Source organism: Pseudarthrobacter sp. RHLT1-30-1, from assembly GCF_059383415.1.
Genome location: NZ_JBWZCG010000003.1, coordinates 38470 through 60289, shown reverse-complemented (window position 1 = coordinate 60289; position 21820 = coordinate 38470). Strand labels below are relative to the sequence as shown.

Here is a 21820-nt window from a genome sequence, read left to right as displayed (position 1 = left end):
GCAAACCGCCGTCGCCGCGGGATAATGGAAGCATGACCGAACAGGATCAGGCCCGCGACCCGTGGGAAGAATTCGACAGGCTCACGCCGGCCGGACCCGACCGCGTGGCCGGTTACCCCGGAGGTGAACCGGTGGGCTTTGGCTTCCGAACGGGAGTCCGCAGCGCGAAGGTCGCCATCGGTTTCGCCGTGTACGCCCTGATTCTGGGCACCGTCCTGGTGGTGACCGGGGCGGTTGTCTTCATCGGCGAAAGCCAGTGGCTGCTGCTCGGACTCATGGTGCTGATCGAGGCAGTGTTCGTCTTCGCGTTCAGCCGGCTGGTCGCGCAGGCGCGGCAGCGCCGCTGACGGTCTACTTCCGGTGCCGGGCGGTGAGCGCCAGGTAGGCGCCCAGGACGCCCACACCGCCGATCCCCGCGGTGAAGAGGGTCTTGGGCCAGTTGCGCCAGCGGTCGGGTTGGACCGACACGAGGTCCCCGACGGCGTTGATCAGGGCGGCGGTGATCAGCCCGGCGACGATCCGGTTCCCGGTCCGGTCTGCCTTGTCCATCAGCCGGTCCAGCTCATCGGCCCGGAAATGGATGTCGATGCCGCCCCGTTCCAGGACGTCCACAACCCGGCGGAGGATCTCCGGCGCGTCCGTCCCGAGGCGCAAAGCTTCACGGCCGAGCTTCTTCAGCCGTTCCGCCAGGGCCTCGACCGACAGCGAACCGAGGATGATCTTCTGCGTGAAGGGAGCCAGTTGGGCGGTGAGCTCGAATCCCGGATCCAGCTGTTTGCCCAGGCCGTCCGCCATCACGAGCATCTTCAGCATGAGGGCCGTCTCCCGCGGTAGCCGGAGCCGGTGTTCGCGCAGCAGGCCCGCGAGTTCGGTCAGCACCGCCACAATCGGAATCTCCCCGAGCGGCCGTCCCGCGTAGCGGTCCACCATCCGCGCCAGTGCGCCCTGCAGCCCGGCGAAGCCGCCAGCCGTTTCCGCGCCGCACATGCGGACCAGGGCAGTGGTCAGCTGGGCGGCGTCCTGCTCAACGATGGCCAGGAGCATCCGGACCAGCTGATCGCGCGTCGTATCGCTGATCTGGCCGACCATTCCGAAATCGATGATGCCCAGACGGCCGTCTGCCTCCACGAAGAAGTTTCCCGGATGGGGGTCTGCGTGGAAGAAGCCGTCCTCGAACACCATCTTGAGCAGGATGTTGCAGGCCCGCCGGGCCAGCAGCCCGGCGTCGATCCCGGCTTCCCGGAGCGCGGCCGCGTCGTTGACCTTGATGCCTCGGATGCGCTCAAGCGTGAGGACCCGGGACGTGGTGGTGTGCCAGAACACCCGGGGGATATGGACGCGGAGGTCACCGGCGAAGTTCGCGGCGAAACGTTCCGCATTCCGGGCTTCCTGGAGGTAGTCCAGTTCCGCGCGGAGGGTCTGGGAAAACTCATCCACGAGCGCCGCCAAGTGGACGCCGGCGGCCCGGCTGGAGGCCCGCTCCGCCCGTTTGGCCAGCTCCGCCATGATCTCCAGGTCCTCATTGATTTGGGCCACCACGCCGGGCCGCCTGACTTTGACCACGACGTCGATGGGCTGCCCTCCGCCGGCAGCGCCACCGGAGACCCCTGATGCGGCGGACTTCCCGTCCGCGATCCGGCCGCAATGGGCCTGGCCGATGGACCCGGTCGCAAGGGGAGTGTCATCCAGCGAACGGAGCAGCAGGTCCGAGGCGGCGCCGAGCTCCTCGGCGATCACGGCACGGACCTCGGCGGCAGTGATGGGAGGGGAGTCATCCTGGAGCTTCGCGAGTTCGGTGGCATACTCCGGCGGAAGTACGTCGGTGCGGGCGGACACGATCTGGCCGAACTTGATGTAGACGGCTCCGAGATCTTCCAGGGCGAGCCGGATGCGCACCGGCAGGCTCGCGCCCCGGGGCGGAAGCCGGTGCTGCCCCAAGGTCCCGTCGTCGGGCATCAGCCCGTCCAGTCCAAGGTTGCCCAGTGCGAAACCCAGGCCGTGCCTCGTCAGGGTCTCCACGATGTCCCGGAACCGGTCCCGCCGCGCGCTCATGACGCCAGACTACACGCGGGCCCTTCCGCCGGACGCGACCGCTAGAGCCAGCCCTTCTTCTTGAAGATGCCGTACATCAGCGTGGCGGTGGCGGCCATCATCCCGATGGCCATCGGATAGCCGAAGCTCCAGTGCAGCTCGGGCATCCGGTCAAAGTTCATGCCGTAGACGCCGGCGACAAAGGACGGCGCGAAGAAGATGGCCGCCCAGGATGAGATCTTCTTGACCTGCTCATTCTGCTCGGCGCTGGCCTCGTTCTGGCGGGTGGCCGTCAGCGTGCCGTCGAGGGTGAGGGCGTTCTGCAGGATGTCCCGGAAGGAATCGGCCCGTGAGATCAGCCTTTCAATGTGGTCTTCGACATCGCGGAGGTTGTGCTGGAGCTCCGATTTCACCTCGTACTTTTCAAAGCCGCGCCGGAGCAGCTGGATCATCGCGGGGAGTGGATGGATGGCGCGCTGGAACTGGATGACCTCGCGGGCCAGTTCGTAAATCCGCCGGGAAACCGCCGGGTCGCCGCTGAACAGCTGGTCCTCGATCTCGTCGATGTCGTTTTCCAGACCCGCGACGACGGGGAGGTAATCGTCCACGACCTGGTCCATCAGGGCGTAGAGCACAGCCTCCGGCCCGTGGCACAGGAGATCGGGGTGATGCTCCATTTTCCGCCGCACCTGGGCCACCCCGCCGGTTTCGGCGTGCCGGACGGTGACGACGAAGTTCCGGCCGGTGAATACGTGGACTTCACCGAATTCCACGGTTTCGGTTGCGTCCAGATACCGGGCCGGCCGCAGCACCGTGAAGAGGATGTCGTCGTAGCGTTCGAGCTTGGGGCGCTGGTGGGCCGAAATGGCGTCCTCCACGGCCAGGCTGTGCAGGCCGAACTCCGCCGCGACCGCAGCCATTTCGCCCTCCGTCGGCCGGTAGAGCCCGATCCACGCCATCCCGCCGTGCTGGTTCAGGGTCTCAAAGGTCTGCTCAAGGCTCTGCGGCTCGGCGCTGCGGACGCCGTCGACGTAGACGGCGTTATCGATGATAGTCACGGGCTCATTATCCTGTCTGTCGCGGGCGGTGCTGCGCAGCCGGCCCGCCGCGGCGGCCGGCCGGGGATCACCTCGCCCGGACGGGGGCCAGCGAACTGCCCTGGGCCAGCCGGCTGATCAGCGGTTCGGTGCGGTACTGGATGTGGGTGTGCAGGGCGAGCACAGTCTCCGTCCGGATGACGCCCTTGATCCGAAGAATGGAGCGCAGGGCTGCCTGCAGGTTGTGCGTGTCGGTCGCCACCACCCGGCACCACACATCGCCGCGGCCGGAAATCTCATGGACTTCCAGGACCTGTGCGATCAGGCGCAGGGCACCCACCACGCCATCCAGTTCCCGGTGGTTGACTTCGATCGTGACGAAGGCGACGACGTCATATCCCACCGCTTCGAGATCAATTTCGCGGCCGCCGTCGTGCAGCAGCCCGGAACGCTGCATGCGCCGCACCCGGGACTGCGCGGTGTTGCGTGCGATGCCCAGTGACTCACTGAGTTCGCCAATCTGGATCCGCGGATCGCGGATGAGTTCCAGCAGGATCTTGAGGTCGGTGGCGTCCAGGCTGTTCAAATCATCACTCCGGTTCATTCGCGCGTCAGCTGATTGACTATTTTGATCAATCTTGGCATGAAATTCAGCCGGTTAGGTCAGGAATGGCGCATTCTTGATCTATCAAATCTTTCCGGGCTGGCGGTTCCCCCATCACAGGGAGCACGCGGCCCGCTTCCACGCAAGGGCTCGGCCATGACTGTCTTCAGCGAACTCCGGATGCGCCCGGCCACGGCAGACCGCTGGGGCTGGGATGCATCCACCACCGCACGGCTGGTGATGGCCGGCGTCGTGATCTTCACGCTGCTGGTCGGCGCGAATCTCGCCACGCCGCTCTATCCGCTGTTGCAGGCAAAACTGGGCATCACCGCGCTCGACGTGACCGTGGCCTTCTCCGCGTACGTCCTGGCGCTGGTGGCCACCCTGATCCTGGCCGGTCACTGGTCCGACCACATCGGCCGCCGGGCGGCCCTGGTCCTCGCCGTGCTGGTGGGCCTTGCCGGCGGCTCGGTCTTTGCCACGGCGGACAGCCTGTTCGCACTGTGTGCCGGCCGGGCACTGCAGGGGGTTGCGGTGGCTCTCGCCACGGGCGCGAGTTCGGCGGCGCTGCGGGAGTTGCTGCCCAGCCGTCCCGAATGGGCCTCCCGGTTCACCCTGCTGGCTTCCGCCGGCGGGGTGGCTGCCGGTCCGGCGATCGGGGGAGTGCTTTCCCTGCTGCCGGGGCCCACCTCCACGCCGTACTACCTGCATTCCCTGCTCCTGGCCGCGCTGCTGGTACCGCTGTACCTGCTCAAGGCCCGTCCCGCCATCACCTCGGTCTCGGGTCCGCAGCCGCTGAGCGTGCTGGCGCCGCGCCGGCCCTCGGTGTCCGCTGAGGCGCGCGGCGCCTTCTGGCTGGCGTCCGCGGTGGGGTTCCTCAGCTTCGCCGTGTTCGGTTTCTGCCTCTCCCTCGCGCCGGGCTATTTCGCCCAGATTGTCCACGCCGATTCACGCCCGCTGATCGGCCTGCTGGCGGGACTGACCCTGGGGTCCTCCGCCCTCAGCCAGCTGACCGCCGTGCGGGGACGCTTCGTGGTGCCGGTCGGACTGGGGATGCTGGCCGTCTCGGTGCTGCTGATCGCGGCGGCCGCCGCCTGGAGCAGCCCGTGGCTGCTCATCATCGCCAGCATCACCGCCGGGTTTGGCCAGGGGGTGTCCTTCCGGACCGTTTTCAATGACGTGGCCGGCAAGGTCGAGGCCGCCCGCCATGCCCAGATCATCAGCACCGTCTATGTCATCACGTACCTGGGCAGCGCCTTTCCCGTGATCGGCCTGGGGCTCGCCGCGGGGGTGGTCGGCCTGCAGGCTGCGGTCGCCGGCTTCGTTGTGCTGTGTTCGATCACGGCGGTCACCCTGGCCGCGATCACGCTGCGCGGCGCGTTGCGCCGGGCCTGACCGCGCCGGGCCGACGGCGCCGGCGGAAGCCGCCGCAGACGGCCCCGGCGCAAGCCGCCGTGCCGCCGCAGACGGTCGGCGCCCTCGCCGCGCACGCCGCGCCTAGTCCGGCAGCGGACCCTGGTTGCCCTGGATGTGGTCGAACACGAGGGTCGTTTCGGTGTGTCCCACGACCGGATCGGTGGCAAGGTTGTCCAGCACCCAGTCGCGGAGGTCCTCGGTGGTGGCGACGGCGATGTGCAGCAAGTAGTCCACCGAACCAGAGGTGTGGAAGGTCGAGAGCACGGCCGGGAGCTTCGGGACCCGGGCCGTGAAGCGGTCGATCTGCTCGCGGTCGTGGGCGCGGAGCCGGACCGCGATGAGTGCCTGCACGGAGCGGCCGATCGCGGACAGGCTCAGCTTCGCCTCGAATCCCTGGATGATCCCGCGTTCGGAAAGCGCCCGGGTGCGCATCAGGGCGGTGGACGGTGCGATGCCGACCAGCTCGGCCAGCTGTTTGTTCGAGATCCGGGCGTCGGCCACCAGCGCCGCGAGCAGCCTCTTATCGATCGCGTCCAGCGGCTCTCCGGCACCCACGCCCGGCCGAAGATTCTTCGCACTGCTACTCACGGGTCCTCCTTGAAGTGTTGTCAGTTCATCATAAACAGGGCATTCCGGCACTTCCATTCGCCGGCCCTACAAAAGCCCGAATTATTGCCAGATACTTGCGGAATTCAACGGTGAATATTCATAAGGAGCAAGGTGCTTTCTCAAGACTCGCTGGCGGTCCACGCCGGCCGCAACGGCCTCACGGAACTGGGCGTCCACGCCGTTCCGATCGATCTGTCCACCACTGCACCGCTTCCCTCCGTGCACGACGGCGGGCTCGCGTATGAGCATATGGCCACCGGCGGCACCCACCAGGAGGGCCAGAGCACCGTCTACCAGCGGCTCTGGAATCCCACCGTGGCGCGGTTCGAGGAGGGTGTTGCCGTCCTTGAGGAAACTCCGGAGGCCGTGGCGTTCGCCACCGGCATGGCAGCGCTCAGCGCGGTGCTGCTCGCCGTCGTCGCCACCGGGAAGAAGCACGTGGTCGCCGTGCGGCCGCTCTACGGCGGCAGCGACTACCTGCTCGCCTCGGGCGTGCTCGGCAACGACGTCACGTTTACGACGCCGGAGGGCGTGCACGCCGCGCTGCGGCCCGACACCGGCCTGGTGATCCTCGAGACGCCAGCCAATCCCAGCCTTGAGTTGGTCGACATCGCCCGCGTGGCCGCGGCGGCGGACGGCGTCCCGCTGCTGGTCGACAATACGTTCGCCAGCCCGATCCTCCAGCGCCCTTTCCGGCACGGTGCCGCCATGGTCCTGCACAGCGCCACCAAGTTCCTCGGCGGACACGGCGATGCCATGGGCGGCGTGGTGGCCGCGGCGCCCGAGTGGACCACGCGGCTGCGCCAGATCCGGGCCGTCACCGGCGGCATCCTCACGCCCTGGCCCGCCTACCTGCTCCACCGCGGACTGGCCACGCTGCCGGTGCGGGTGCGTGCCCAGCAGGCAAGCGCGCAGAAGGTCGCAGCAGCCCTGGCTGAACACGGTCTGGTCCGGCGGGTCTTCTATCCGGGGCTCCCGGAGTGCGACCCGCAGGGCCTGATCGGGACGCAAATGTCCGGCCCCGGCTCGCTGATCGCCTTCGAGGTGGGCAGCGCGGAGCATGCCGAACGCGTTCCCTCCGCCGTCGGCATGATCACGCATGCGGTCTCGCTGGGCGGCATTGACACCCTGATCCAGCACCCTGCCGGGCTGACCCACCGGCCGGTTGCTGCCGACGCCAAGCCGCATGCCAGCCTGCTGCGCGTGTCCGTGGGCCTGGAGGACGCGTCCGACGTCGTGGCAGACCTCGTGCAGGCGATTGAGGCTACCCGCTAGCGCCGGCCGCCGGCCAGCGCCTCAGCCGCCGGCCGGGCGGGATGCACGACGGCGGTGACCACCGCCGTCGTGCACGCCAGCCCGATCACGCTCAGGGCCAGCGCCGTCCAGCCCAGGGACTGGAAAACCAGCCCGCCGGCCCAGCCCATGACGCTGGAGCCGAGGTAATAGGCGAGGTTGTAGAGTGAGGCAGCCTGTGCCCGGCCCGTCGTTGCGATCACCCCGGTCCAACCTGCGCCGACACTGTGTGCCGCGAAAAAGCCGCCGGTGAACAGCAGCAGGCCCACCAGGATCAGGGCCAGCAGTTGCGTTAGCGTCAGGGCCAGGCCAGCCACCATCAGCACCGTTCCGGTGATCAGCACCGTACGCCGCCCGAACCGCTTCGTCAGTCCGCCGGCCCAGCGGGCGGACACGGTTCCGGAGAGGTAGGCCAGGAAGATCAGGCTGATGATGGTGGCCGGCAGGCTGAAGGGTTCCCCGGACAGCCGGAAGCCGAGGTAGTTGTAGACCGCCACGAACCCACCCATCAGCAGGAACGCCTGGACATAGAGGGCCAGCAGCCGCGGATTCCTGCCGTGGCCCGCCAGCGTCCGGAGCGCCCCGCGGAAGCCGCTGGCTGCCGCGGTGGTGAAGCCCCGTGCCTGCGGGACCAGGACCAGGAACAGGGCGGCGGCCACTGCGGCCATGATCGAAACGGACAGGGCGGCGGCCCGCCAGCCCCAGAGTTCGCCGACAAACCCGGCCAGCAGCCGGCCGGCCAGCCCGCCCAGGGTGGTGCCGGCGACGTAGGTTCCGGCCGCCAGCGCGGCGTGGGCCTTGTTGACCTCCTCATTGAGGTAGGCGATGGCAATGGCGGGAATGCCGCCCAGCGCCATACCTTCAAGCATCCGCAGTCCCAGCAGCATCGGAAAAGTGGGAGCGAGCGGAACCAGCAGACCCAGCAGCGTCGCCGCCGAGATGCCCCACATCATGGCGCGGACCCGGCCGATGCGGTCGGCCAGGAAGGACCACGGCAGCACCGTCACGGCCAGCCCCACGGTGGCCAGCGAGATCGTGAGCGCAGCCTCGGCAGCCGTGACCCGCAGCTCCGCCGCCATCATCGGCAGCACAGCCTGGGTGGAATACAGCTGGGCGAAGGTGGCGACACCGGCGAACGCCAGTCCGGCGAGAATCTTGTTGTACGCCGCGGAGCCCTTCGGATGCCCCGGCCACGCAGCGGCGGCGGCATCAGGGGCGGGCGCGGGGCCACGGCGGCGGAGCGGCGGGAATTGTGGCATCTCCCCAGAATATGCTCTGCCCAGACATGCTTCCAATGCATGATTCGCATAGAATCAATAGCAAATTTGGAACGATGTGGGAGTGGTGAACGGCCGTCGAGCACAAACAGCTGGTCCAACTGCTGCCCCTGCTGCCGCTGCTGGCCGAGCTCGGGCGCACCCAGCACGTCACGGCGACCGCCGAAGTGCTGGGACTGCCTCAGTCAACGGTGAGCCGTGGAATCGCCCGGGCCAGCAGCATCATCGGAACGGAACTGCTGATCCGCGACGGCCGCGGGGTTCGGCTGACTCCCGCAGCCAGGGCACTCCTGCCCCACATCGAGGCCGCACTGGGCCAGTTCCAGACCGGGCTGGATCTGGTCCGGCACGAATCAGAGGTAGTGCGGGGCCGCATAGCGGTTTCCTTCCAGCACACCTTCGGCGAGGCGATGCTGCCGCTGCTGATCAGCGCCTTCCGCAGCCGGCATCCCCAGCCGGCCTTCGACCTCAGCCAGGGAGCGCGGGACGGCTGCCTGGCGGAACTGGCCGCCGGCGACGCGGACCTGGCACTGACCGCCCCGGTCGCGGCGCCGAGCCGGCTGATCTCCTCGGCCGCCCTGTACCGGGAACCGCTGCGGCTCGTCGTCCACCACGGGCATCCCCTCGCGCGCCGCCGTCGGGCACGCCTGGCGGACATCCGGCGGGACCCATTCGTCGCACTGGGCTCCGGTTACGGCATGCGCTCGCTGACGGACGCGCTGTTCCGCGAGGCGGGCTTCCGGCCCCGGATCGCTTTCGAGAGCCAGGACACCCACACGGCCAGGGGGCTCGTTTCGGCGGGACTCGGGGTGAGCATCCTGCCGCCCGGCGGACTGGCCCCCGGCCGCCACACGCCGGGGCAGTCGGGAGACCTCGGCTGGGTCGAGCTCGCCCTGGATTCAGGCCTTGCCTTCCGCGAAATCGGCTTGGCCTGGCGGGAACGACGTGGCGGACCGGACGCCGAGCCGGACCCTGTGCGGCTGTTCCGGGAGCTGGTGCTCAGCGAAGGCCCGGCACTGCTGGCCGGGTTCGTCCGCGACCGCTCCGGCAGCTGAAGCCGGCTCACCGCGCCGCTCACCGCGCGAGATCGCCGGACCACTCACCGCGCGAGATCGCCGGACCACTTCGAAATCGCGGGGAAATCTACAGCGACTCCAGCAGTGCTCCCGCGATTTCGGCGGCGGAGGGCACGGGCACAGGCGGGCGCGGGGCGGGTGCGGGGCGGCGGCCGAGGGCACGGCGGGTGGGGGCTGGTGCGGGGCGGCGGGCGCGGGGCGGGCGGGGGCGGGGCTAGTGGCCTGTCAGCCCAGCAGCTCGGCCATGACCTCCGCCACGGAACCGGTCCGAGCACGCTGCCAGCCCGTCCCGGCCCAGAGGTTCAGCCGTTCGGCATCCCCGGCGGCGGCCGCCGCGGCGCGCAGTGGAGCTGTGAGGTGGTGCACGGCAGGATAGGACTCCGGTGCGTCGGGGTGGTCCCGGACAAACTCATTGACCAGCGCCCGGGCCGGTCGTCCGGTGAATGCCCTCGTCAGCGCGGTCGCCGTGAAACGCGGGCTGGCCAATGCGTCCTTGTGCAGCTGCCGGGCGCCGCTCTCATCCGTCCGGAGGAACGCGGTGCCCAGCTGGGCGGACTGTGCCCCCGCGGCCAGCAGCTCCTCCAGCCCCGACCGGTCCATTACCCCGCCGGCGCCAACCAGCGGGAGCCCGACGGCGGCCCGCACCTGGGCGACCAGTTCCGCCGTCGTGCCCGGCCTACTGCCGCCGGACCCGTCAACGATCCCGCCGCGCCCGTCACTGGCCCAGTCAGAGCGCCCGTCGCCGCGCCCGCCGCCGGCATCCGGCGCGGCGTCCGGGGAGGCCCCGGGCCCTCCGGTCCGCGGCTGGAAGCCCGCGCTGTGGCCCCCGGCGCTCGCATGCTGCACCACCAGCGCATCCACGCCCTGCCCGGCGGCCTCAAGCGCCTCTTCCACCGTGGTGACAGTGGCCAGCACCGCGGAACCTGCCCGCCGGAGCGCGCGAACGACATCGGCACCGGGGAGCCCGAATGTGAAGCTGACCAGTTCCACCGGGTCTGCCAGCAGCGCCTCGATCTTGCCCTGCCAGTGGTCGTCGTCGTCGAGCCGCAGCGGAGGGACCTCCACGCCGTACCGCAGGGCATCCGGTGCCAGCCGGCCGCGGTACTCCTCAAGCCGGGCCCGGACGTCCGCGGACGGTGGCAGCTGGGCCGGGTCGGGGACGAAGAGATTCATGCCGAACCGTGCCCCCGATTCCCGGGCTGCGCCGATCTCTGCCTGCATGGCCTCGACCGTCTTATAGCCCGCGGCAAGAAAGCCCAGGCCCCCGGCCTGATGCACGGCCGTCACGAAGGCAGGTGTGGTGGTCCCGCCGGCCATCGGTGCCGCAAGGATGGGGGAGCCGAAGAGGGCGTGCGGCATGGGTCACTCCTGGGGACGATTCAGTAGTCTGTTCTGGTGACCCATTCTGACATCCCGCCGGCGGCGGACCCCGACCCATCGTCCATGACCCCGGCCGGTGCCGTGATCGGCCTCGACATCGGCGGGACCAAGACCCGCGGAGTCCGCTTCGAAAACGGCCGGGCCGTGGCCGATGAATCGGTGGGCAGCTCGAATGTGCAGAACGTCAGCCGCGAGGCCGCGGCCCGACATCTCGCGGAGCTCTTTGCCCTGATCGGCGGCGGAACGGTCGCCCAGGTCTACGCGGGCGCCGGCGGCATCGACACCGACGACGACGCCGCGGCACTCACCGCGCTGATCGCCCCGCACGTGCCGGGATCCCGGATCACCGTGGTCCACGATTCCAGGCTCCTCCTGGCGGCCGGCGGCGCGGGCACCGGAGTCGCCGTCATCGGTGGGACCGGCTCGGCCGCTTGGGGCAGGAACAGCCACGGCGAGGAAGCCCGCGCCGGCGGCTGGGGATACCTGCTGGGCGACGAAGGCAGCGGCTACTGGCTGGGCCGCGAGGCAGTCCGCCACAGCCTGCGCCGGATGAACCAGGGGCTGGAGGCGGACGAACTGACCACCGCACTGCTGGCCTCCTGCAGCGAGGATGACCCGAACAAGCTGATCGCACTCTTTCATTCACCCGACACCGGGCGCCGCTACTGGGCCGAGCGGGCCCGCCTCGTGGTCGGAGCCGCCGACGCCGGCCACGCCGCCAGCCGGGAACTCGTGGACCGGGCCGGACAAGATCTGGCGGCCCTGGCACTCCAGACGGTCCGGCAGCTCGGCATCGAGGGCCCGGTGATTCTGGGCGGCGGCCTGGGCATGAACGTCCCGCGTCTGCAGGAATCCTTCCGCTCGACCCTGGCTGCCGCAGGGATCACCGACGTCCGCGTCCTGGACCGGGACCCCGTCTTTGGGGTGCTCCAACTCGTCGCCGAGCAAGGCTGACCCGGCCCGGCGGGCGGCGACGCCGGCGGGCTATTACGCTGGAGGGATGAGCCTGAACTTCGACACCCGACCCGCTGCCTACGCGGTTATCATCCGCGACGGTGCCATCCTGCTGGCGTACTGGAAGCAGGGCGGCAAGGAAGGGTGGACCCTGCCGGGTGGCGGTCTGGACCTGGGCGAGCATCCCGTGGACGGCTGCCGTCGGGAGATCCATGAGGAAACCGGGTACCACGCGGAGGTCGGCGCGATGCTGGGGATCGACGTCGGGCACTGGCCCGCGGAGATCCGGATCGATGGCGGCGAACGCGATTTCCAGTCCTTACGGCTCGTCTACGAAGCGACCATCACCGGCGGGGAGCTGCGGCATGAGGTGAACGGCAGCACCACGCACGCGGCCTGGATCCCGCTGGGCGACGTCGCAGGGCTGAACAAGGTCTCTCTGGTCGACGCGGCGCTGCGGCTCTACCGCGAGCGGCCGCTGGACGGCAAACTCTCCTGAGCGGAAACTTCCTGACGGCGCACACCTTGCGGAAAACTTTTCTGACGGGTTCCTAGCCAGGGCCTGCAGGGCCGGTCTATTCTGAAGAAGCCGCCGGGACGTTCCGGCCGACCGGCACCCTGCAACGACCGGGGACAGCCGCCGGTCCAACAAGCGACAAGCAAGCGGAAACGGGGAGGTGGAGACGATGACTGCAGAACTCCTGTGCGCCCAGCGCACCATCAGCCAAGTCATTATTCCTGCCCCGGCCACCCGCACCCACTAGCTTCTCCAGCTGCCGGATTCACCGGCAGAGCGGCACGCGCCCCGGGGCCCCATCAAAGGGTTTTCGTTGACTGCTACTTCTGCACGTATTCCTGCGCACAATTCTGCACATTCGGGCGCGACCGGCGCCCCGCACCCCGGCACCAACACCAACGATCCGGCGGCTCCGGAGGGTCCGGCGGGCTTCGGGTTCACCGCCGCCGTGGCCGAACGCTTCGCGGCCCATCCCGTACCGGTCGGCACCGGCGCGGGCCGGGTCATCCGCGTGGACCGCAACCTCGTCCTGGTTGCCACGCACGACTCGCCCCTGCATCTGCCCTACCCCGCTACCGGGGAGCTGCCCGCGACCGGGGACTGGGTCTGGCTCGGATCCAATGCCGTGGGGGAGCCTGCCATCACGGGGGTCCTGCCGCGGCACTCGGAACTTAGCCGCAAACGGGCCTTCGAAGCCTCATCGGAAGCGCAGGTGCTGGGCGCCAACATGGACGTCGTCGGCGTCGTGGTGCCCGTGGACCGGCCGCTCACCCACAACCGGCTTGAACGCACCCTCGTCGCGGCCTGGGACTCGGGGGCCACCCCGCTCGTCATCATCACCAAGGCGGACCTTGCCGACCTGGCGGACGACGTCGTCGGCAAAGTAATCCGCCAGGCGGCCGGCGTCGCGGTGGTCACCACCTCCGCCGAACACGGCGACGGCCTCGACGAACTGCTCAGCCACCTGCCGGCCGGCGGGACGCTCGTGCTGCTGGGTCCCTCCGGGGCCGGCAAATCCACCCTTATCAATGCCCTGGCCGGCATCGAGGTCCAGGAAACGGGGGCCGTCCGGGCCGGTGACGGAAAGGGAAAACACACCACCACCTCCCGGGAGCTCGTGCCGCTGGCGGGCGGTGCCGTCCTGATGGATACGCCGGGGGTGCGCGGCTTCGGGTTGTTCGACGCCGACGGCGGGATGGCGGAGATGTTCGGCGATCTCGAGGAGCTCTTTGGGCAGTGCCGGTTTTCGGACTGCGCCCACGGCACTGAACCCGGGTGCGCCGTGCAGGCCGCACTCCTGGACGGATCCCTCGATGACCGGCGCTGGGCTAGCTACCTGAAACTCCAGCGTGAACTCGCCGCCCTGGCCCGGCGGCACGACGCCGCCGCCAGCCGCGCCTACGCCCGGGAGTGGCACCAGACGATCTCGGCCGCCGGCAAGAGCCAGCGCGCGGCCGAAAGGGACAGCCACGAGAAGGCTGGCAGACAGGGTGCCAAGGGTCGCGGCAAGGGCCGCGGGCGGGCAGGGTGACCGGGCCCGGCCGGCGGAGGCGCTGACCGGGCGCGGGGTCCCAGGAAGCAACGCGGGGTCACATCGCGTCCATTCCGCCCGAGGGGATGGGCGCGATGTGACCCCGCGTTGCACGTCGCGTTGCACCCCGCGTAGCGGGCCCGCGTTGCATGCCCGTGGCGCCTGGGTGGACCCGAAATGGCTGTGGATGGGCCGCGGCGGAAAACATTTCCGGCGCGGCACCCATCCAAAATCGCCGGCGCTACGAATGGCTAAGTCAGCCCCGGCGCCCTTATTCAGGTCCCTGACTTTGCCAGCGCGCTGGCTAGGCTGTGTTCTACCGTCTTTACAGCCAAAAATCAGCGTGTCTATGATCAGTTGGCTGGACCGTCCGATGTTGCCGCCAACAGTTAGGTAAGCCCGGAAATGGCTGAAGCCATGATCGAGTTCCAGAGCGTCACCAAGCAGTACCAGGGCGGGCAGCCTGCCGTGGATGACCTGACCATGTCCATCGACAAGGGAGCCATCACGGTTTTCGTCGGACCCTCGGGCTGCGGCAAGACCACGTCGCTGCGGATGATCAACCGTATGGTCGAGCCGAGCTCCGGAACGATCACCGTTTCCGGCGAGGATGTCACCTCGGTGCCGGCCGCCAAGCTGCGCCGCTCCATGGGCTACGTGATGCAGTCCTCCGGGCTGATGCCGCACCGTTCCGTACTGGACAACATCGCCACCGTGCCGCGGCTCAACGGCGTGCCGAAGGCCGAGGCGCGCAAGCGTGCGCAGGAGCTGCTCGACGTCGTCGGTCTGGCCTCCGTGCTGGGCAAACGGTACCCCTCCCAGCTCTCCGGCGGGCAGCAGCAGCGGGTCGGCGTGGCCCGGGCGCTCGCCGCCGACCCTCCCGTGCTGCTGATGGACGAGCCCTTCAGCGCCGTGGACCCTGTGGTCCGCGACGAACTGCAACAGGAACTCCTCCGGCTCCAGCGGGACCTGGCCAAGACCATTGTCTTCGTCACCCACGACATCGACGAGGCCACCGTCCTGGGGGACAAGGTGGCGGTGTTCGGCCTCGGCGGCAGGCTGGCGCAGTACGCCACGCCTGAGGAAATCCTGCGTGCCCCCGCCAGCGACTTCGTGGCGGCCTTCGTGGGCCGGGACCGCGGCTTCCGGCACCTGGGCTTCAGCCCGTCCGACGGCGTCACCGTGCACCGGGCCCGGACAATCACCCCCGCTCAACTCGAGCAGGACGGCAATGCTTCGGCCGAATGGCAACTGGTGGTCGACGGCGACCTGCACCCCCTGGGCTGGTCGGGTCCGGGCAAAGGCTCCGCGACGATTCCCGGCGGATCCCTTTTCCGGAAGGGCGACACACTCCGCCGCGCCCTCGACGCCGCTCTCTCGTCGCCCTCCGGCCTCGGCGTCGCCGTGGACACGGACGGCCGGGTGGCCGGGGTCATCACCGCCGAGGAAGTCCTTGCCGTGATCGAGTCGGACCGCCGTACCCGGCAGGGCGCACGCTGATGGACTGGTTCCTGGCCAACAGCACACAGGTCTTCAGCCTCGCTGGCCAGCACCTGGTGCTGGCCATCCTGCCGATGATCTTCGGTGTGCTGATTGCCGTTCCGCTGGCCCAGGTCGCCCGGCAGAACCGTGGGCTCCGGTCGGTGGTGCTGACGGCGTCCTCGCTGCTGTACACGATTCCGTCGCTGGCACTGTTCATCATCCTGCCGACCGTTCTGGGCACCCGGATTCTGGATCCGCTCAACGTTGTCGTGGCCCTGACGATCTACGCCGTCGCCCTGCTGGTCCGCGCCACCCTGGATGCCTTCGACTCGGTCGACGAGGACCTCCGGCAGGCCGCCGTCGCCATGGGGTTCAAGCCGTTCGCCCGCTTCCTGCAGATCGACCTGCCGCTGTCCCTTCCGGTCCTTTTCGCCGGCCTCCGCGTGGTTTCGGTCAGCAACATCTCGCTGGTCAGCGTCGCGGCCCTGCTCGGCATCGGCAACCTCGGGATGCTCTTCACCTCGGGACTGCAGCGTGATTTTGTCACCGAAGTGGTGGTGGGCATCATCGCCATCCTCATCCTCGCCCTGCTGATGGACGCCGTCCTCGTGCTGCTGGAACGGCTGCTGACACCATGGACCCGGGCCGCGGCAGCCACGGGGGCGAGCAGCGAGTCCGGCAACCAGACTGGCAGCGGTTCCGACACCGCCTCCGTCGAGGGACACGCCACGACCGGCACCGCGGCCACGGCACTGCGGTTCGCGCGCCCCAAGACCGGCGGGGGAAACGCATGAGCAACGTCGTCACCGACACCTTCGACTGGCTCGGCAATCCGGAGCACTGGTCCGGCAGTGCCGGAATCCCGGAACGGCTGGCCGAGCACCTGATGTACACGGGCCTGGTCATGCTGATCGCCACCGCCATCGCGGTCCCGATCGGCCTGTACGTGGGGCATACCGGCCGCGGACGGGTCGCCGCGGTGGCCGCCGCCGGCGCCCTCCGGGCCCTGCCGACCCTGGGCCTGCTCACGCTTTTCGTACTCCTCGCCGGGATCGGGCTGATGCCGCCGATCTGGGCCCTCGTGATCCTGACGGTCCCCCCGCTGCTGGCCGGCACCTACGCCGGCATCGCCAGTGTGGACCGGAACGTCGTCGACGCTGCCCGGGCCATGGGCATGACGGAGTTGCAGGTGCTGTTCCGCGCGGAATTCCCCAACGCCCTGCCTGTTATGTTCGGCGGTTTCCGGACCGGCGTGCTCCAGGCCATCGCCACCGTCTCCGTCGTGGCCTACATCAATCTCGGCGGCCTCGGCAGGTACCTGTTTGACGGGCTCGTGCTCTCCGACTTTCCCCAGATGCTGGGCGGGTCCCTGCTGATCGCCGGCCTGGCGATCGCCGTCGACCTCGTCCTGGCCCTCATCCAGAGGCTGTTCCTGTCCCGGGGCGCCTCTACCCAGCCAAACCGGAGCCAGCAGGCTGCGGTTGATCTCACAGACCCCGTAACCGCGGGGACTGCTGTTCAAGGAGGTACGTCATGAAGGAAACCCGCCAACGAGCACTCGGCAGGCGCGCATTCGGCGGCCTGGCCGCCGGCGTCGGCCTGGCCATGGCACTGTCCGCCTGCGGAGGCTCGTCCGATCCGCTCTCCACCGCACCGGCGACGGGCGGAGCCACGTCCGGTGCGGGTACGGCCCTCGTGATCGGTTCCGCCGATTTCCCGGAGAGCCAGATCATCGCCGAGGTCTACGCCGGGGCCCTGAACGGCGCCGGCGTCACGGCTAGCACCAAGCCAAACATCGGCTCACGCGAGGTCTACTTCAAGGCCGTCCAGGACGGATCCGTGGACGTCATCCCCGACTACAGCGGAAACCTGCTGCTGCACGTCAGCAAGGACGCCACCGAGGTCTCGGCCGAGGACATCTACAAGGCCCTGCCCGGCAAGCTGCCGGAAGGACTGGCCGTGCTGGAGCCCTCCAAGGCCGAGGACAAGGACGCGATGGTCGTCACGAAGGCCACCGCGGAGAAGTACCAGTTGAAGTCGATCGAGGACCTCGCCAAGGTCTGCAGCGAACTCGTGGTGGGCGCCCCGGCGACCTTCGCCGAACGCGCCTACGGGCTCCCGGGCCTGGCGAAGAACTACAATTGCGCGCCCAAGAAGCTGGAACCGTTCAGCGACGGCGGCGGTGCCGTGACACTCAAGGCCCTGCTCTCCGACCAGGTCCAGGTGGCCGACATCTACACCACCACCCCCTCCATCGCGGACAATGACCTGGTAGTGCTTGAGGATCCCAAGAACAACTTCATCGCCCAGCAGGTCCTCCCGCTCTACAACAAATCCAAGATGACGGACAAGGCGAAGGAGACCCTGAACGCCGTGTCCAAAATCCTCACCACGGAGGACCTGATCAACCTTAACCGGGCGGTCAGCGGCAGCCAGAAGCAGAACCCCAAGGATGCTGCGGCTGCCTGGCTCAAGGACAAGGGACTGGTCAAGTAAGCGGCGCTTCCGCACCGTATGACGCCCGACGGCGGCTGCCCGCTCCTCTGCTTCACGGGGGAACGCGGCGGCCGCCGTCGGGTGTTTGGTGCCCGTGCCGGGTGGCCGGCGCAGGCCTGTGACGGCCGGGCACCCCCTGTGAGCCAGATCTCAGCAGAAGTACATCCTCCATATGGCATATTTGATGGATGGCAGAATTCAAGCAGTCCACCAAGCTTCATAATGTCCTTTACGACATCCGTGGACCGATTCTTCAGGCCGCCCAGCAGATGGAGGCAGAGGGTCACCGCATCCTCAAACTGAACATCGGTAACCCGGCCCCGTTCGGATTCGAAGCCCCGGACGCGATCCTGGTGGACATGATCCGCCACCTGCCGCACGCCCAGGGCTACAGCGATTCCCGCGGCATCTTCTCCGCCCGGACGGCCGTCTCGCAGTACTACCAGACCCGCGGCATCCAGAACATCCACGTAGACGACATCTACCTGGGCAACGGCGTCAGTGAGCTCATCACGATGTCCCTGATGGCCCTGCTCAACGACGGCGACGAGGTCCTGATCCCCACCCCGGACTACCCGCTCTGGACCGCCTCCGTTGCCCTGGCCAGCGGTCGGCCCGTGCACTACCTCTGCGACGAGGAGTCCGGCTGGCAGCCGGACCTGGAGGACCTGGAGGCCAAGATCACCCCGCGCACCAAGGGCATCGTGGTGATCAACCCGAACAACCCCACCGGCGCCGTCTACCCGGAGGACACCCTCAAAAAAATCGTTGCGCTGGCCGAGAAGCACGGCTTGGTCCTCTTCGCCGACGAGATCTACGAGAAAATCCTCTATGAGGACGCGGTCCACGTGAACATGGCCAGCCTCACCGGCGACGACGTCCTTTGCCTGACGTTCAGCGGCCTCTCAAAGGCCTACCGCGTGTGCGGCTACCGGGCCGGCTGGATGGCTATTTCCGGGCCGAAGAAGGACGCCGCGGACTACCTCGAGGGCATCAGCCTGCTGGCAAACATGCGGCTCTGCGCCAACGTGCCGGCCCAGCACGCCATCCAGACGGCGCTCGGCGGCTACCAAAGCATCAACGACCTGATCCTTCCCGGAGGCCGGCTGCTCGAGCAGCGCAACAAGGCCTACGACATGCTCAATGCCATCCCCGGGGTCAGCACGCAGCAGGCCCGGGGCGCTATGTACCTCTTCCCGAAACTCGATCCCGAGGTATTCCACATCCGCGACGACGAGAAGTTCGTCCTGGACCTGCTGCGCGAGCAGAAGATCCTCGTCTCGCACGGCCGGGCCTTCAACTGGGTCCGCCCGGACCACTTCCGGATGGTCACCCTGCCGCTCGTGAAGGACCTCGAAGAGGCAATCAACCGCATGGCGGACTTCCTGAGCCGGTACAAAGGGAACTAGCCTGAGCTCAGCAGCGCGGCGCGGGCGGTTGTCCCGGCGATCCGGCCGGAGGCTGCCCGAACCGGAAAGAGGCTTGTGATGGCAGACGTCGTGGGATTCAAGGAGCACCCGTCCGACACCCTTCGGGTGGGCAAGGGCTTCAAACTGAAGGACATGGACCCGGACTCCACCCCGGGCTACCCGGGGGACAAGAACGACGGCGAGGTGCTGCTCGACGCCCTGGATGACACCCTCGCCGAGCTCCAGGAGAAGCTTTTCGCCGAATCGCGCTTCGGCGGGACCCGGCGCGTCCTGCTAATCCTGCAGGCCATGGACACGGCCGGCAAAGGCGGGATCGTGACCCACGTGATGGGAGCCATGAACCCGCAAGGCGTGAGCATGACGTCGTTCAAGGCGCCCACGCCGGAAGAGAAGTCCTATGACTTTCTCTGGCGGATCGAAAAGGCAGTGCCGGCCGCCGGCATGGTGGGGGTCTTTGACCGCTCGCACTACGAGGACGTGCTGATCCACCGCGTCCACCGCTGGGCAGATCCGAAGGAACTGGAGCGCCGCTACACGGCGATCAACGAATTCGAGGCCAGGCAGACGGCCGCCGGAACCAAAATCGTCAAGGTCATGCTCCACATCAGCCAGGACGAGCAAAAGGAACGGCTGCTCGCGCGGCTGGATGAACCGGCGAAGGTCTGGAAGTACAGCAGCAACGACCTGAAGGAACGGGCGTTCTGGGGCGACTATATGGACGCGTACCAGAAGGCCTTCGAGAAGACGGCCACCGAGGTCGCCCCGTGGCACGTGGTCCCCGCCAACAAGAAGTGGTACGCCCGGATCGCGGTCCAGCAGCTGCTGCTCGACGCGCTGGAGGGCATGAAGCTGGAGTGGCCGGTCCCCGACCTTGACGTCGCGATGGAACGGGATCTGGTCGAGCGGTCCTGACCCGCCGCCGGTCAGCCGGCCCGGGAGGCCTGTTCGGTCGGCCGAGCGGTCAGCCGGCCTGGGAGGTCTGGGAAGACTGGTCGCGGGCCGCGGCGAGGCGTTTGCGGGCACCTTCGAGCCACTGCTCGCAGCGCTTGGCCAGGGCCTCGCCGCGTTCCCACAGCGCCAGTGACTCCTCCAGGCTCGCCCCGCCGGCTTCGAGCCGGCTGACGATGCCAACGAGCTGCTCGCGGGCTTCCTCGTAGTTCAGGCCCTCGATGTCGGTGTTGGGCTTCGTTTCTGCTGTCATGGTGTGCTTCTCCTTGCTGTGTCCCGCTGGACGATGGTTCGGGTGGGATGGTCTGTTCGGCTGGGATGGATTATCAGTCTTCGGTAGGTTCCTGGCCGCCGGTCGACTCCGCGGTGAACCGGCCCCCGGCCACGCGGACGGTCAGGGCCGTGCCCTCCGGTGCCTGGTCAGGGTGCCGCACAACGTCCCGGTGGCTGCCGGGACCCGCGCCGCCGTCGGCGGTTTGCACCACGGCGTACCCCCGGTCCAGGGTCTTTTGCGGCGAGAGTGCCCGCACCTGGGCCTTGAGATGCACGAGCTGATCGGCGGCCCTGGCAACGGCGGTGGTGACGGCCGCCTGCGACCGGCCCTTGAGGCGTTCGACGTCCTCGTGCCGGATGCTGACCATGACGTCCGGGGAGGCAAGCACCGGGCGGGAGCGCAGCGATGCCATCCGGTCCGTTTCACGTTCCACCAGCCGGGTGACGCCCCGCCGGAGCTGATCCCGGGCATGGCGCACCCGCGTGAGCTCTTCCACAACGTCCGGAACGATCCGCTTCGCCGCATCGGTGGGCGTGGAGGCACGCAGGTCCGCGACGTCGTCAAGGATCGGCCGATCCGCCTCGTGGCCGATCGCGCTCACCACCGGGGTGGACGCGGCGGACACGGCCCGGATAAGTTCCTCGCTGCTGAACGGCAGCAGATCCTCCAGCGCACCGCCGCCGCGGGCGATCACGATCACGTCCACCACAGGGTGCGCATCCAGCTCGCGCAGCGCCGCGATCACCTGCGCGACGGCGGTGTTGCCCTGGACGGCCACCTCCCGGATTTCGAATTCGACGGCAGGCCAGCGCAGGGCGGCGTTGCGCAGCACATCCTTTTTGGCATCCGAGTCGCGCCCGGTGATTAGGCCGATCCGGTGGGGGAGCAGGGGCAGGCGCTTCTTGCGGGCCTCGGAGAACAGGCCTTCCGCAGCCAGGGCATGGCGCAACCGCTCAATCCTGGCGAGCAGATCCCCGAGCCCCACCGGCCGGATGTCCTTTACCGACATGTTCAGCCGGCCTGTCTTGAGCCAGAATTCCGCCTTGATCAGCGCCACAACCCGGGACCCGCGTTCCAGCGGGATTTCCTGCCGGTCGAGCACCTTCGTCCAGACCGAGGCGGGGAGGGAAATCTCGGCGTCGATGTCCCGCAGCGTCAGATAGGCGTTGGTTCCGCGACGGTTCAGTTCGATCACCTGGCCCTCGACCCACGCGGACGGCGCACGGTCGATGTGCATCTTCAGTTTCTGGGACAGCAGCTGAAGCGGCCAGGGGTTATCCGGGCTGGTTTCCGCCGCCGTGCCCGGAACCGTGCTGGCAGCGGCGGTACTCTCAGACATGCCGGTGCCTCCGTGCGGAGATTGCCTTGTGCATGTGGTTGTGTCCTTTGCCGGGGCCGGGGGGCTGTCAGCAGGTACGCCCCCAGCGACTGCTCGTCTGGAGTTACGACCGGCGGACAACCCGAA

Annotated in this window: 21 protein-coding genes; 13 read left to right on the top strand and 8 right to left on the bottom strand. The window is 68.5% G+C overall.

The annotated features are described in order from the left end of the window. Positions 1-32: 32 nt before the first annotated feature. The gene (locus tag AC50YM_RS03875) at positions 33-347 is read left to right on the top strand and encodes a hypothetical protein (RefSeq protein ID WP_494955684.1); all 315 of its coding nucleotides are present in this window, start codon (positions 33-35) and stop codon (positions 345-347) included. 4 nt (positions 348-351) lie between these two features. On the opposite strand, the gene AC50YM_RS03870 is transcribed toward AC50YM_RS03875, so the two are convergent. From AC50YM_RS03870 to AC50YM_RS03860, 3 genes are all read right to left on the bottom strand, one after another. Next, complete coding sequence (locus AC50YM_RS03870) at positions 352-2052, bottom strand: ABC1 kinase family protein (RefSeq protein ID WP_494955683.1); 1701 nt, start codon at positions 2050-2052, stop codon at positions 352-354. Between the two features lie 41 nt (positions 2053-2093). After that, positions 2094-3089, bottom strand: coding sequence for a magnesium/cobalt transporter CorA (gene corA, locus AC50YM_RS03865; RefSeq protein ID WP_494955682.1), 996 nt, complete (start codon positions 3087-3089; stop codon positions 2094-2096). A 67-nt stretch (positions 3090-3156) separates the two neighbouring features. Continuing rightward, positions 3157-3654 carry an Lrp/AsnC family transcriptional regulator gene (locus AC50YM_RS03860; RefSeq protein ID WP_494955681.1) on the bottom strand — a complete coding sequence of 166 codons (498 nt, stop codon included), beginning with the start codon at positions 3652-3654 and terminating at the stop codon, positions 3157-3159. 174 nt (positions 3655-3828) lie between these two features. Between AC50YM_RS03860 and AC50YM_RS03855 the strand changes: the two genes are divergently transcribed. Then, a complete protein-coding gene (locus AC50YM_RS03855) occupies positions 3829-5067 on the top strand; it encodes an MFS transporter (RefSeq protein WP_494955680.1) in 1239 nt (412 codons plus the stop codon). Between the two features lie 102 nt (positions 5068-5169). On the opposite strand, the gene AC50YM_RS03850 is transcribed toward AC50YM_RS03855, so the two are convergent. Then, entirely contained in the window at positions 5170-5676 is a 507-nt protein-coding gene (locus tag AC50YM_RS03850; protein WP_494955679.1) for an Lrp/AsnC family transcriptional regulator, read from the bottom strand. Positions 5677-5808: 132 nt separating this feature from the next. On the opposite strand from AC50YM_RS03850, the gene AC50YM_RS03845 reads away from it, so the two are divergent. Continuing rightward, entirely contained in the window at positions 5809-6972 is a 1164-nt protein-coding gene (locus AC50YM_RS03845) for a trans-sulfuration enzyme family protein (protein WP_494955678.1), read from the top strand. On the opposite strand, the gene AC50YM_RS03840 is transcribed toward AC50YM_RS03845, so the two are convergent. Continuing rightward, on the bottom strand, positions 6969-8249 hold the full coding sequence (locus AC50YM_RS03840; RefSeq protein ID WP_494955677.1) for an MFS transporter: 1281 nt from the start codon (positions 8247-8249) through the stop codon (positions 6969-6971). The two genes, AC50YM_RS03845 and AC50YM_RS03840, sit on opposite strands and share 4 nt — an antisense overlap. Before the next feature lie 110 nt (positions 8250-8359). Between AC50YM_RS03840 and AC50YM_RS03835 the strand changes: the two genes are divergently transcribed. After that, on the top strand, positions 8360-9322 hold the full coding sequence (locus AC50YM_RS03835; protein WP_494955792.1) for a LysR family transcriptional regulator: 963 nt from the start codon (positions 8360-8362) through the stop codon (positions 9320-9322). A gap of 246 nt (positions 9323-9568) precedes the next feature. Here AC50YM_RS03835 and AC50YM_RS03830 read toward each other — a convergent pair whose 3' ends face one another. Next, positions 9569-10702 (bottom strand): nitronate monooxygenase, encoded by a 1134-nt coding sequence (locus tag AC50YM_RS03830; RefSeq protein WP_494955676.1) that lies wholly within the window; start codon positions 10700-10702, stop codon positions 9569-9571. A gap of 84 nt (positions 10703-10786) precedes the next feature. Here AC50YM_RS03830 and AC50YM_RS03825 point away from each other — a divergent pair, with 84 nt between their 5' ends. From AC50YM_RS03825 to AC50YM_RS03785, 9 genes are all read left to right on the top strand, one after another. Next, positions 10787-11677, top strand: a complete 891-nt coding sequence (locus tag AC50YM_RS03825; RefSeq protein ID WP_494955791.1) for an N-acetylglucosamine kinase — start codon at positions 10787-10789, stop codon at positions 11675-11677. Positions 11678-11723: 46 nt separating this feature from the next. Next, on the top strand, positions 11724-12176 hold the full coding sequence (locus AC50YM_RS03820; protein WP_494955675.1) for an NUDIX hydrolase: 453 nt from the start codon (positions 11724-11726) through the stop codon (positions 12174-12176). Positions 12177-12642: 466 nt separating this feature from the next. Then, complete coding sequence (gene rsgA / locus AC50YM_RS03815) at positions 12643-13725, top strand: ribosome small subunit-dependent GTPase A (protein ID WP_494955790.1); 1083 nt, start codon at positions 12643-12645, stop codon at positions 13723-13725. 405 nt (positions 13726-14130) lie between these two features. Beyond that, positions 14131-15225 carry an ABC transporter ATP-binding protein gene (locus AC50YM_RS03810; protein ID WP_494955674.1) on the top strand — a complete coding sequence of 365 codons (1095 nt, stop codon included), beginning with the start codon at positions 14131-14133 and terminating at the stop codon, positions 15223-15225. Continuing rightward, entirely contained in the window at positions 15225-16001 is a 777-nt protein-coding gene (locus AC50YM_RS03805; RefSeq protein WP_494955673.1) for an ABC transporter permease, read from the top strand. The genes AC50YM_RS03810 and AC50YM_RS03805 overlap by 1 nt, the downstream gene beginning before the upstream one ends. Next, the gene (locus tag AC50YM_RS03800; RefSeq protein WP_494955672.1) at positions 15998-16744 is read left to right on the top strand and encodes an ABC transporter permease; all 747 of its coding nucleotides are present in this window, start codon (positions 15998-16000) and stop codon (positions 16742-16744) included. Before AC50YM_RS03805 ends, AC50YM_RS03800 begins: the two co-directional genes overlap by 4 nt. Then, complete coding sequence (locus AC50YM_RS03795; RefSeq protein ID WP_494955671.1) at positions 16741-17703, top strand: ABC transporter substrate-binding protein; 963 nt, start codon at positions 16741-16743, stop codon at positions 17701-17703. Before AC50YM_RS03800 ends, AC50YM_RS03795 begins: the two co-directional genes overlap by 4 nt. 188 nt (positions 17704-17891) lie before the next feature. After that, on the top strand, positions 17892-19112 hold the full coding sequence (locus AC50YM_RS03790) for a pyridoxal phosphate-dependent aminotransferase (RefSeq protein ID WP_494892463.1): 1221 nt from the start codon (positions 17892-17894) through the stop codon (positions 19110-19112). A 78-nt stretch (positions 19113-19190) separates the two neighbouring features. After that, positions 19191-20045: a polyphosphate kinase 2 family protein gene (locus AC50YM_RS03785; RefSeq protein ID WP_494955670.1), complete on the top strand. Its 855-nt coding sequence runs from the start codon at positions 19191-19193 to the stop codon at positions 20043-20045. A gap of 49 nt (positions 20046-20094) precedes the next feature. On the opposite strand, the gene AC50YM_RS03780 is transcribed toward AC50YM_RS03785, so the two are convergent. Continuing rightward, positions 20095-20334, bottom strand: a complete 240-nt coding sequence (locus AC50YM_RS03780) for an exodeoxyribonuclease VII small subunit (RefSeq protein ID WP_494955669.1) — start codon at positions 20332-20334, stop codon at positions 20095-20097. A gap of 73 nt (positions 20335-20407) precedes the next feature. Continuing rightward, on the bottom strand, positions 20408-21694 hold the full coding sequence (xseA, locus tag AC50YM_RS03775; protein ID WP_494955668.1) for an exodeoxyribonuclease VII large subunit: 1287 nt from the start codon (positions 21692-21694) through the stop codon (positions 20408-20410). Positions 21695-21820 lie beyond the last annotated feature (126 nt).

Bases quoted from the DNA above. Each gene is read 5' to 3' on its own strand.
- AC50YM_RS03875 (WP_494955684.1), top strand. From the start codon at position 33: ATGACCGAACAGGATCAGGCCCGCGACCCGTGGGAAGAATTCGACAGG.
- AC50YM_RS03870 (WP_494955683.1), bottom strand. From the start codon at position 2,052: ATGAGCGCGCGGCGGGACCGGTTCCGGGACATCGTGGAGACCCTGACG.
- AC50YM_RS03855 (WP_494955680.1), top strand. From the start codon at position 3,829: ATGACTGTCTTCAGCGAACTCCGGATGCGCCCGGCCACGGCAGACCGC.
- AC50YM_RS03840 (WP_494955677.1), bottom strand. From the start codon at position 8,249: ATGCCACAATTCCCGCCGCTCCGCCGCCGTGGCCCCGCGCCCGCCCCT.
- AC50YM_RS03830 (WP_494955676.1), bottom strand. From the start codon at position 10,702: ATGCCGCACGCCCTCTTCGGCTCCCCCATCCTTGCGGCACCGATGGCC.
- AC50YM_RS03825 (WP_494955791.1), top strand. From the start codon at position 10,787: ATGACCCCGGCCGGTGCCGTGATCGGCCTCGACATCGGCGGGACCAAG.
- AC50YM_RS03820 (WP_494955675.1), top strand. From the start codon at position 11,724: ATGAGCCTGAACTTCGACACCCGACCCGCTGCCTACGCGGTTATCATC.
- AC50YM_RS03810 (WP_494955674.1), top strand. From the start codon at position 14,131: ATGGCTGAAGCCATGATCGAGTTCCAGAGCGTCACCAAGCAGTACCAG.
- AC50YM_RS03805 (WP_494955673.1), top strand. From the start codon at position 15,225: ATGGACTGGTTCCTGGCCAACAGCACACAGGTCTTCAGCCTCGCTGGC.
- AC50YM_RS03800 (WP_494955672.1), top strand. From the start codon at position 15,998: ATGAGCAACGTCGTCACCGACACCTTCGACTGGCTCGGCAATCCGGAG.
- AC50YM_RS03795 (WP_494955671.1), top strand. From the start codon at position 16,741: ATGAAGGAAACCCGCCAACGAGCACTCGGCAGGCGCGCATTCGGCGGC.
- AC50YM_RS03790 (WP_494892463.1), top strand. From the start codon at position 17,892: ATGGCAGAATTCAAGCAGTCCACCAAGCTTCATAATGTCCTTTACGAC.
- AC50YM_RS03785 (WP_494955670.1), top strand. From the start codon at position 19,191: ATGGCAGACGTCGTGGGATTCAAGGAGCACCCGTCCGACACCCTTCGG.
- AC50YM_RS03780 (WP_494955669.1), bottom strand. From the start codon at position 20,334: ATGACAGCAGAAACGAAGCCCAACACCGACATCGAGGGCCTGAACTAC.
- xseA (WP_494955668.1), bottom strand. From the start codon at position 21,694: ATGTCTGAGAGTACCGCCGCTGCCAGCACGGTTCCGGGCACGGCGGCG.